Consider the following 9878-nt stretch of genomic DNA (forward strand, 5'->3'; position numbering starts at 1 on the left):
CTTTGGCGGGGTGCGACGAGTCGGATTTCAGATAACCCTTACGCTGAATTAGTCGTTTATTTCAACTATCTCTTGCTCGTTCTTGGGTATGCTGGTCGGGTTCGCCAGTTGTACCCGGTTCCGCCCGGATTCTTTGGCCAGGTAGAGTGCATTGTCCGCTTCCTCGAGAAGTTGTTCGGCAATCTTCAGTGTGCTGTCACCGCTGCCTGATTGCAGGGCCGAAACTCCGATGGAGACAGTGACCTCGACGCTTTCACCGCCATGTATGGCAATCGGTTTGGCCTGGATTCGGTGGCGTATTCTTTCGGCCAGATTGCCCGCCTCGGTGGCATCGGTCTGAGGCAGCAGCAGGGTAAACTCTTCGCCGCCATAACGGGTGGCGATGTCGGACAGGCGCAGGCACTCCTTAACCCTGAGTGCCAGTTCGCGCAGTACGCTGTCACCGGCGCCGTGTCCATGCAGATCATTAATCTGCTTGAAGTGGTCGGCATCAATGAACAGGCAGCTCAGGGGGTGCTGGTAACGCAACGCCCGGGTGACCTCTTCCTCGAGTCGGCGCTCAAGATAGCGGCGGTTGTGCAGGCCGGTCAGGGCGTCGGTGAGTCCGGCGATCACCAGATGCTCCCGGTTGGCGGTGTTCTCCAGGCAGATGGCGCTGATGGTGGCCAGGCGGTTGAGGAAGTCGCTGGCGTGATGGCGGGTGAAGCGGTTGGGATCGTGGCTGCCAAGGCCAATGAAGCCGACCAGCTTGCCGCGTCGGATCATGGGCAGGATGGCGATGCTCTGCAAGGTCTCGGCGGCAGGAAACAGGATGGCGTGTTCATGGTCCAGGTAGGGTCCGAGCCAGGGGGCCTTGTAGCGGGCATGTTTGGGCGAGAAGGTGGCGATCTCATCGACGAAACGGATATCGGCCAGACTGTCCGGTTCTATTCCTGAATGGAGCAGCAGGTGCCTGAGTTCATGGTCAGGGTCATGCAGTATCAGCTGGATGTTGGGCAGGTCGAATGAAGATTTCATGCCATCGACCAGGCAGCCGAGCAGCTGGGGTAGGGATTCCGTTGCCAGCAGGGTCAGTTCGCGGTCGTGGAAGCGTTTTAATACCTCCTCGTTGTGGTTGGCCTCGCGGGTGAGGCTGTTCAACCGTTGTCGTAACTGGCGGTTGATGAAGGCCAGATCCGTCGGCGAAGGGTTGGTAGGCGTTTTTGGCATGCTGATAACTGTCGACCATCCAGGGTTGGGCGTTAGTTTTTCCATGTACATAATACCCGGTGCAGCGGTTTGTGCCAGTAACGGAATGTGACAATATTATAAAAAGGAGTATCAGGGATGAGACATCGACAGGGACGGAATTGCCTCAAAATGCGTAGCCAGGCCGCTATAGTTGGGGTTTGGGTCACATTTTTAATCAGCACCATGGCCTCGGGGCCGGTTGTTTCGGGAGTGTTTCGCTGTCCCGATGGTCCCGATGGGGTGATTTTTCAGCAGATCCCCTGCGCCCAGGGCGTGGAAGTTGAGCTGGATGTCCGCACCACGGAGTGGGTGGCGAGTCCCCGGGGGCGGTCGGGCCAGGGGCGGGGTTCCGCCAAGGCGGGTTCCAGGGACCAGGCCGCACTGGGAAGGGCGGCTCGTGCAGAACGCAAGCAGGAACAGGCATGCTGGAAAGCTGGCCAGCGGATTGAGCGGATCGAAGCAGAGCTGCGCCGAGGATACAAGCCCTCACGGGGCGAGCGGTTACGCCGACAGCGCCGTGAACAGAGTGACTATCTGCGGGAGTTTTGTCGTTAGGCTTCTTGGGGTTCCCCTGCCATGTTATAGGGCGCGCCCTGTGAGCCCAGCGCATGGAGTTGAGGCACCGGTTACCTGTGCCGCAGTCTTTCCCGGGCCAAAAACAGGGCCAGTTGTGATCTGGCCTCGGTAAAATCTGCCTGCGCCAGCAGTTGATCGAAATCGCGTAGTTTCCACGGGATCACTTCGATAGGTTCCGGTTCATCGCCGGGAAGGGGGTGCGGATAGAGATCCCGTGCCAGCACGATGTGGGTTGTGTGGTAGATGTAGCCCGGGGCGACACTGACCGAGTTGAGCAGTTCCAGCCGTTTGGCCGCATAGCCGGTCTCCTCCTGGAGTTCCCGGTTGCCGGCGGTGAGCGGCTCTTCACCCGGTTCTATATGGCCTTTTGGAAAGGCGAGTTCGTAACGGTTGACCCCCGCGGCATACTCGCGGATCAGCAGCAGCGTCTCGGCATCCAGCATCGGCACCACCAGCACTGCGCCCTCCTCGGAGCCGACCACCCGCTGGTAAGTGCGCTGTTGGCCGTTGGCAAACTCCAGATCTATCTCCTCGATATGAAACACGCCGGTTTCGTTGAGGGTGCGGCGATTGCTGATGCGGGGCGGTTTAGGCATGTTGGTTTCTTCTGTTGCTATGCGGTCGGGTTCCACTGTAACTTTACCCCATGATTGACTGGAACCAAATCGACACGATCCTGCTGGATATGGATGGCACCCTGCTGGACCTCCATTTCGACAACTATTTCTGGCTGGAACATGTGCCCCGGCGCTATGCCGAGAGCCGCGGTTTTTCACTTGAGCAGGCAAAAGCCGAGCTGCTTAGCCGATACCAGAGTGTTGAGGGTACCCTGGAGTGGTACTGTGTGGACCACTGGAGCCGCGAGCTGGGATTGGATATTGCCCTGCTCAAGGCGGAGGTAGATCATCTGATTGCAGTGCATCCCCATGTGGTGGATTTTCTGGAATCAGCGCGATCCTGGGAGAAGCGGATTGTTCTGGTGACTAATGCCCACCAGAAGGCGCTGGCGCTGAAAATGGAGCGCACCAAGCTACAGGGCTATTTTGACGCCGTGGTCTGCTCCCATGACCTGGGGCTGCCGAAAGAAGAGCCAACCTTCTGGGATAAGTTTCAGCAGATCGAGCCATTTGAAAAATCACGCGCGCTGTTTGTCGATGACAGCCTGTCGGTGCTTGAGTCGGCCCGGGATTACGGAATGGGTTATCTAATAAGAGTGTTGAAGCCCGACACTCGTGGCCCGGCGCGGGAGTCCGAGGGATTCATGGCGATAGAGGATTTTTCCGCTATCCTGCCGGGCTGACCGCAGATGCCATTGGTGAATGCGCCTGCCGGCTCATCCTCCTACATAAATGCGCAAAAAGGTGGACCAGCGCAGCCCATCCGGCACGTGCACCCGTAGGAGCGGCGCCCCCGCCGCGAATTCGGCCCGGGGGCGGGCCTCCTACAGGCGGATTCTTGCAATAACCGGGTAAATGTTCAAAGGCAGGGCGGATAAGCGCAGCCCATCCGGCACGTGCACCCGTAGGAGCGGCGCCCCCGCCGCGAATTCGGCCCGGGGCGGGCCTCCTACAGGGCGATTCTTGCAATAACCGGGTAAATGTTCAAAGGCAGGGCGGATAAGCGCAGCCCATCCGGCACGTGCACCCGTAGGAGCGGCGCCCCCGCCGCGAATTCGGCCCGGAGGCGGGCCTTCTACGGGCCGATTTTTGCAATAATTGGGTAAATGTTCAAAGGTAGGTGGATAAGCGCAAACGCATTCACCCTATCGGGTGGTGGGATCAGCGCTTACCCCAGCTTTTGAAGCGTTTCCTGCAATAGCTGAGCAGCTCTGCGTAATTGCGGAAGTGGAGCTCGAAGCCCGCCTCGGCCGGAGCGTCATATTCGCACCAGTCGTTGTCGTAATCGCGACAGATCTGTGGTCGTTCGTTATAGATGCCACAGGCACCGCCCGGCTGCAGGTGTTCACAGCGTCCCAGGAACATCAGGTACCAGTCACCCTCATCCTTGTAAAGCTCCACGCCCTGGTGGGAGACCTGCCACAGCAGATGGTCGAAGTCGGCCTTGGAGCGCGGTGCAACCCCCAGTGCCTCGGTGGTATAGGTGCAACAAATGGATTTGAGGCAGCGGCTGCACTTGTTGGTGACGGCCAGATCCATTTTTTATTCGGTATTGCTGGTCTGTTTCGGCTTTCTTCTGCGGCGACGTTTTTTCTTGGGCGCCTCGGTGCCGGTTGCCTGGGATTTGGCTGGTGCTGCGTCAGTCCGGCGGGCGGGTCGTTTACCGCTGCCGCTGTTACGACGTTTGTCCCGTTCCGGGCGATCCGGGATGATCCGGCTCTTTGGGTCGACCTTGAACAGCAGTTCCGTGGTTACCGGCTCCATCGGTATGCGATGGCCGATGTAGGCTTCAATATCCGGGAGGGAGAAGGCATGGGTCTCACAGGCAAAGCTGATGGCATCACCGCTGGCACCGGCCCGGGCGGTGCGTCCGATACGGTGGACATAGTCCTCTGCGTCGTCCGGCAGGTCGAAATTGAATACGTGTGATACGTCCGGAATGTGCAGGCCGCGGGCGGCCACATCGGTGGCAACCAGTACCGGCAGCCGGCCTTCCTGGAAGTCGCTCAGCAGGCTCATGCGCTTTTTCTGCGGCACGTCACCGGAGATTACCGCGGCGCCGATGCCGTTGCCTTCCAGATAGCCCCAGACCAGGTCGGCCCCGCGCTTGGTGTTGACGAAGACGATGGTGCGATGGGCGTCCATGTTTTTCAGCAGGCCGAGCAGCAGCGAGATCTTCTCGTCATTGGCGGTCATGTAGCAGGTCTGCTTCACCTTGTCGGCCGTCACCTTGTCGGTTTCGATCTTGACCGTGGTCGGGTTGTTCATGTGCTCGTAGGCCAGTTCCAGTACCCGAAACGAGAGGGTGGCGGAGAACAGCAGGCCCAGCCGCTCCTGTGGTGGTGGGCAGCGCCGCAACATGAAGCGGATATCCTTGATGAAGCCGAGGTCGAACATGCGGTCGGCCTCGTCCATGACCACTACCTGGGTAGCCTTCAGGTTGTAGATGTTCTGCTTCAGGTAGTCGATCAGGCGGCCGGGGGTGCCGATCAGGATATCGACGCCGTCTTCCAGCTGTTTGCGCTGCTGCTCATAGCCGGTGCCGCCGAAAACCAGTCCCAATGTAAGGCCGGTATGTTTGCCCAGGACCTCGGCATCCTTGTGAATCTGCACCGCCAGTTCGCGGGTGGGGGCCACAATCAGTGCTCGTGGCTGATTCTGTTTGCGTCCTTCGGGCGCCGGGTTGGTCAGCAGATGCTGGTAGGTCGCCAGCAGGAAGGCGGCGGTTTTGCCGGTGCCGGTCTGCGCCTGTCCGGCCACATCCTGTCCTTTCAGGGCAATGGGCAGGGTTTCTGCTTGAATGGGGGTGCAGAAGGAAAAGCCTGTATCTTCAATGCCTTGTGCGAGTTCTTTACACAGCCCGAAGCTGTCAAAACGGATATCCGTGAGGTGTTTGTCTGTCATGGTGCGCTAGGATACAGCAATTTACTGATGGTTTGGACTTGAAATGGTCAAAATATTGGGATCAAATAGATCCCTGTGTTTTGGAGATTCGAACAACAACAGATCCCAGATGTAACGATAAGCACCGGTGCAGCCCCGTACTTCGTGGTGCGATATCCCAACCGAATTTTGTGGAGAATGCTAGTGAGTGAACAGATTGTTCATGTGACCGACGATAATTTTGAGGCGGAAGTGTTGAAGTCAGATCTGCCTGTGCTGGTGGATTACTGGGCTGAATGGTGTGGTCCCTGTAAGATGATTGCCCCGGTGCTGGATGAGATTACCGGTGAATATGCCGGCAAGATCAAGGTCGCCAAGCTGAATATTGACGAAAATCCCAACACCCCGCCCCGCTACGGCATTCGTGGTATCCCCACTCTGATGTTGTTCAAGGATGGTGAAGTAGAGGCCACCAAGGTCGGTGCTGTGTCAAAATCCCAGCTGATTGCATTCATTGACAGCAATCTCTGAAACAGATCAAAACACAATTAATACTGGACGTACTCCGGGATGGTGCTAGAATTCGCCTAATAGCCCTCCCGTGAGTGCTAATACCAAGAAACCAATCACCCCAGAGCGATATCCCAATAACTCTGTTCCAAACGGGAACCCAAAGCCCGTTCCGTTCTTTTTTCAATCACGCATAACATCATGAATCTCACCGAACTTAAAAAGATGCCGGTTACTGAACTGGTCGAACTCGCCCAATCCATGAAGCTGGAGGGTATGGCGCGGTCCCGCAAACAGGATCTGATCTTCGCCATCCTCAAGGCGCACGCCAAGAAGGGCGAGGATATCCACGGCGATGGTGTCCTGGAAATTCTTCAGGATGGTTTTGGCTTCCTGCGCGCAGCGGACAGCTCCTACCTGGCGGGGCCGGATGACATTTACGTCTCCCCCAGTCAGATCAGGCGCTTCAACCTTCGCACTGGCGACACCATCTCTGGCAAGATCCGCCCCCCCAAGGAGAGCGAACGCTATTTCGCCCTGCTCAAGGTCAGCGAGATCAACTATGACAAGCCGGAAAACGCCAAGAACAAAATCCTGTTCGAGAACTTCACGCCGCTGTTCGCCAATGAGAAGTTCAATCTGGAGAAAGGCAACGGCAGTACCGAGGATATCACCGCGCGCACTATCGAGCTCTGTGCGCCGATCGGCAAGGGCCAGCGCGGCCTGATCGTCTCCCCGCCCAAGGCAGGCAAGACCATGCTGATGCAGAACATCGCCCAGTCCATCGCCTACAACCACCCCGAGGCCCAGCTGATCGTACTGCTGATCGACGAGCGCCCGGAAGAGGTGACCGAGATGGCTCGTTCGGTGCGGGGCGAGGTGATCTCCTCCACCTTCGACGAGCCGGCGGCTCGCCACGTCCAGGTGGCTGAGATGGTGATCGAGAAGGCCAAGCGTCTGGTGGAGCACAAGAAAGATGTGGTGATCCTGCTAGACTCCATCACCCGTCTGGCGCGTGCCTATAACACGGTGATCCCGTCATCCGGCAAGGTGTTGACCGGTGGTGTGGATGCCAATGCGCTGCACCGTCCCAAGAGATTTTTCGGCGCGGCGCGCAATGTGGAAGAGGGCGGTAGCCTGACCATCATAGCCACCGCTCTGGTGGAAACCGGATCGCGCATGGATGATGTGATTTACGAAGAGTTCAAGGGCACCGGTAACATGGAGATTCACCTGGATCGGCGCATTGCCGAGAAACGCATCTTCCCCGCGATCAACATCAATCGTTCCGGTACCCGCCGTGAAGATCTGCTGATGAAACCGGATGCGTTGCAGAAGATGTGGATCCTGCGCAAGATCCTGCACCCGATGGATGAGCTGGCGGCGATGGAGTTCCTGTTCGACAAGCTCAAGGACACCAAGACCAACGAGGAATTCTTCGCCTCGATGAAGGGATGATGCCCAGATCAGCGGGTTAAGTAGTGATAACAAGGCTGCCTCTTAGTAAGTAAGGGTGGCCTTTTTAATGGCTTTGTCCCAATTACGTGTTGGTGTTGGTGTTGTTTTGGCTTGGCTTGGCGATTCGCCCGGTAGGAGCGGCGCCTCGCCGCGAATTCGGCCCGGGGCGGGCCTCCTGCAGGTCAAACCCCTCTCCGGGAACCAAGCGTAGCGGTAGGAATGGCCTCAGCCGCCAATTTCGCGGATAAATCCGCTCCTACTAAAGACGGCCGCTTCTCATGCAACAGGTAACTGGGACATAGGATTTTTAATTGTCTGAATGGAAGAGGATCAATATCAACAGAGCGGTCCGGCTAAAGTTTGCCTAAGCGTCGTTCCAATTGACGATAGAGATTGATATATGGATAGCCGCTCGAACAGACCATTGTCACCGACCCACGCCATGATCCTGGCTGCCGGACGCGGTGAACGTATGCGCCCGTTGACGGACATCACCCCGAAACCGTTGTTACGGGTGGCGGGAAAGCCACTGATTGAATATAACATTGAGGCGCTGGCCAGGGCCGGTGTCCACCGGCTGGTGGTAAACCACGCCCATCTCGGCGAGCAGTTGGTTGATTTTCTCGGGGATGGAGCCCGATGGGGCGTTTCCATTGCCTATTCGGCGGAACCGGTGGGGGCGCTGGAAACCGGGGGCGGCATCTACCACGCCTTGCCGCTGCTAGGTGATGCGCCCTTCTGGGTGGTGAATGGCGATGTCTGGACCGACTATCCCTTTTCGCCACCACAAATGCCGGCCGATTCACTGGCTCATCTGGTTATGGTGGATAACCCCCAACACAACCCTCAGGGTGATTTCATGCTTGCCGATACCGGTCTGCTGTCAGACGCCGGGGATGCGTGCCTGACCTACAGTGGTATCGGCGTTTATCGGTCAGAGCTGTTTGCCACGTGCGCTCCTGGCGCCTTTCCCCTGGCGCCCCTGCTGCGGCAGGCGATGGCTGCCGGCCGGGTAAGTGGTGAGCATTATGCGGGGCGGTGGCTGGATATTGGTACGCCGGAACGTTTGCAGGATCTGGATGCGGAAATTCGGGGGCGTGATGCTGCAGGAGCTTGAGTCCCTGCCGGAAGGCCTGCTGGCCCTGGATGCCCAGGAGTTGGCGGCCGCCCTTCGCGCACCCACGTTGATCCATCTTCAGGGCAGGCAGTCGCCGGCCCTTTTTGTCTCCGTCCTGATGCACGGTAATGAGACCACCGGCTGGGAGGCAATACGTCAGCTGCTGAGTGACTACAGGGTGGGTGGTGGCAGCCGGGAGCTGCCGAGGTCACTTACCCTCTTTATAGGCAATGTGACGGCTGCCGCCGAAGGAGTACGCAGGCTGGATGGGCAGCCTGACTACAACCGGGTCTGGCCGGGCGGCGATGACCGGGAATCCCCGGAGGCACAGATGATGTGCCAGGTGGTGGAGCGCATGCAGTCACGTGGTCTGTTTGCCAGCGTGGATGTGCACAACAATACCGGTCTCAATCCCCACTACGCCTGCATCAACCGGCTGGATCACCCGTTTCTCCATCTGGCCGCCCTGTTCAGTCGCACAGTGGTCTACTTCACCCGGCCGACCGGGGTCCAATCTCTGGCCATGTCCCGTCTCTGCCCGGCGGTGACCCTGGAATGCGGCAAACCGGATCAGTCCTTCGGCGTCTCCCATGTGCGGGAGTACCTGGATGCCTGCCTGCATTTGTCAGCGCATCCGGATCACCCGGTGGCGGCCCAGGATCTGGATCTGTTTCACACGGTAGCCACCGTCAAGGTGCCGGAGTCGGTCAGCTTCGGCTTTGCGGATGCTGATGTGGATATCTCGCTGGCACCGGATCTGGAGCTGTTGAATTTTCGTGAATTGCCGCGTGGTACGGCGCTCGGGCGAGTGGTACAAGGGCTGGGCACCGGACTGACGGTGCTGGATGAGCAGGGAGCAGAGGTGTCCGATCGGTATCTGGAGGTGTCCGATGGGGAACTGCGCCTGCGGTTGCCGGTGATGCCGTCGATGATCACGCGGGATAGCCGGGTGATCCGCCAGGACTGCTTCTGTTATCTAATGGAACGTTACAACGATCATCTTCTCTGAGCCGACATAGGCGGGTCGTTACCCCGGTCCGGCTTTTTTCTGTCTGTTGCCCTTGACTCTGGATAAATCGACCCTATTATTAGCACTCAGTCTCGGTGAGTGCTAACAGTCTCGCCGGATAATAAAACACCAATTTGTGTAAACAGCCAAATCAGGAGAAATCGGTAGATGAAAATTCGTCCGCTGCAAGACCGTGTGGTCATTCGTCGTATGGAAGAGGAGCGCACCAGCGCTGGTGGCATCGTCCTGCCGGACAGTGCAACCGAGAAGCCGGCCCAGGGTGAAGTGATTGCCGTCGGTAACGGCAAGGTCCTGAGCAATGGCGAGTCTCGCCCACTGGACGTCAAGGTCGGTGACAAGGTCCTGTTCGGCAAGTACTCCGGCAACGAGGTGAAACTCGGTGAGGAGAGCCTGCTGGTGATGCGCGAAGAAGACATCATGGGTGTGATCGAGGGCTGATTCAGCGCCTCAGAGCCAC

At 58.1% G+C, this 9878-nt stretch carries 11 protein-coding genes; 7 read left to right on the top strand and 4 right to left on the bottom strand.

The features are described 5' to 3' along the window. Positions 1-48: 48 nt before the first annotated feature. Positions 49-1209 carry a DUF484 family protein gene (locus ACHZBF_RS18865; RefSeq protein ID WP_051302586.1) on the bottom strand — a complete coding sequence of 387 codons (1161 nt, stop codon included), beginning with the start codon at positions 1207-1209 and terminating at the stop codon, positions 49-51. A gap of 117 nt (positions 1210-1326) precedes the next feature. Here ACHZBF_RS18865 and ACHZBF_RS18870 point away from each other — a divergent pair, with 117 nt between their 5' ends. Beyond that, positions 1327-1785, top strand: coding sequence for a hypothetical protein (locus ACHZBF_RS18870; RefSeq protein ID WP_273439564.1), 459 nt, complete (start codon positions 1327-1329; stop codon positions 1783-1785). A 71-nt stretch (positions 1786-1856) separates the two neighbouring features. Here ACHZBF_RS18870 and nudE read toward each other — a convergent pair whose 3' ends face one another. Then, the gene (gene nudE, locus ACHZBF_RS18875) at positions 1857-2402 is read right to left on the bottom strand and encodes an ADP compounds hydrolase NudE (RefSeq protein WP_029134565.1); all 546 of its coding nucleotides are present in this window, start codon (positions 2400-2402) and stop codon (positions 1857-1859) included. A 50-nt stretch (positions 2403-2452) separates the two neighbouring features. On the opposite strand from nudE, the gene yrfG reads away from it, so the two are divergent. Continuing rightward, positions 2453-3106 (top strand): GMP/IMP nucleotidase, encoded by a 654-nt coding sequence (gene yrfG / locus ACHZBF_RS18880; RefSeq protein WP_321529273.1) that lies wholly within the window; start codon positions 2453-2455, stop codon positions 3104-3106. Between the two features lie 478 nt (positions 3107-3584). Here the strand turns inward: yrfG and ACHZBF_RS18885 are convergent, their stop codons facing one another. Both ACHZBF_RS18885 and rhlB read right to left on the bottom strand, forming a co-directional pair. Further along, positions 3585-3962, bottom strand: coding sequence for a YkgJ family cysteine cluster protein (locus tag ACHZBF_RS18885; protein ID WP_321529274.1), 378 nt, complete (start codon positions 3960-3962; stop codon positions 3585-3587). Between the two features lie 3 nt (positions 3963-3965). Beyond that, entirely contained in the window at positions 3966-5327 is a 1362-nt protein-coding gene (gene rhlB / locus ACHZBF_RS18890) for an ATP-dependent RNA helicase RhlB (protein WP_321529275.1), read from the bottom strand. Between the two features lie 177 nt (positions 5328-5504). Here rhlB and trxA point away from each other — a divergent pair, with 177 nt between their 5' ends. The 5 genes from trxA (at position 5505) to groES (ending at position 9859) form a co-directional block, all read left to right on the top strand. After that, positions 5505-5837: a thioredoxin TrxA gene (trxA, locus tag ACHZBF_RS18895; RefSeq protein ID WP_394707588.1), complete on the top strand. Its 333-nt coding sequence runs from the start codon at positions 5505-5507 to the stop codon at positions 5835-5837. Between the two features lie 180 nt (positions 5838-6017). Further along, entirely contained in the window at positions 6018-7274 is a 1257-nt protein-coding gene (gene rho / locus ACHZBF_RS18900) for a transcription termination factor Rho (RefSeq protein WP_029134561.1), read from the top strand. Positions 7275-7674: 400 nt separating this feature from the next. After that, on the top strand, positions 7675-8391 hold the full coding sequence (gene murU, locus ACHZBF_RS18905) for an N-acetylmuramate alpha-1-phosphate uridylyltransferase MurU (RefSeq protein WP_321529276.1): 717 nt from the start codon (positions 7675-7677) through the stop codon (positions 8389-8391). Next, positions 8375-9400, top strand: coding sequence for a M14 family metallopeptidase (locus ACHZBF_RS18910; RefSeq protein WP_321529406.1), 1026 nt, complete (start codon positions 8375-8377; stop codon positions 9398-9400). The genes murU and ACHZBF_RS18910 overlap by 17 nt, the downstream gene beginning before the upstream one ends. Positions 9401-9568: 168 nt before the next feature. After that, positions 9569-9859: a co-chaperone GroES gene (groES, locus tag ACHZBF_RS18915; RefSeq protein ID WP_029134558.1), complete on the top strand. Its 291-nt coding sequence runs from the start codon at positions 9569-9571 to the stop codon at positions 9857-9859. The last annotated feature ends 19 nt before the right edge of the window (positions 9860-9878 follow it).

This window comes from Sedimenticola selenatireducens, from assembly GCF_963675335.2.
GTDB lineage: Bacteria > Pseudomonadota > Gammaproteobacteria > Chromatiales > Chromatiaceae > Sedimenticola > Sedimenticola selenatireducens.